The sequence below is a fragment of the Lysobacter sp. TAB13 genome (assembly GCF_052113885.1).
Taxonomy (GTDB): Bacteria; Pseudomonadota; Gammaproteobacteria; order Xanthomonadales; family Xanthomonadaceae; genus Lysobacter; species Lysobacter gummosus.
In genome coordinates, this window is sequence record NZ_JBFRDR010000176.1 from 1 (window position 1) to 471 (window position 471).

The 471-nt window shown below is 66.2% G+C and carries 1 protein-coding gene; it reads right to left on the minus strand.

The features are described from left to right. Positions 1 to 242: 242 nt before the first annotated feature. The coding region (locus AB4Y92_RS25685) for a hypothetical protein (protein WP_441822188.1) at positions 243 to 471 on the minus strand (229 nt) is incomplete at its 5' end.

The window sequence follows — 471 nt, forward strand, 5'->3', positions numbered from 1 at the left end:
GCTTTGTTCTCGAGTTTAAAACTGTTTACGTTAAGTTGCCTTAAGAACAACGATGCGCGAGATTGCTCTCGACGTTGCGGGAGGGGGCTGCGCAAGCGCCGACCGGCGGCTGTGGGGGAGGGCGTGGCAGCCTCCTCCGGCATCGCGTCGGGAGCGCGCGGCGACCAGGGCCCCAAAAGCCGGGGCCAGGCGCTTGCGTGCCCTGCAGCCGGCGCGGATGCTTCCGGGCGGACGCCTGCGACCTACGCGCCGTGATTGGCCTTGTGCGGCCCCCTGAGCAGGTCCTTGAGCGCAGGCAGAAGCAGCTGCAGCACCGACACGCGTTCGGTCTCGATCTCGGCCTGCAGCAATGTCCCCGATGTGATGCGCGTGTCGGGCCCATTGGAGGTCGTCCAGGCAAAGCCGGTCTGGGTCAATGCACTGCGGTTCATATCGACAGTGACCAGGAAGGGGGGGCCCTCGGCGGTGAGC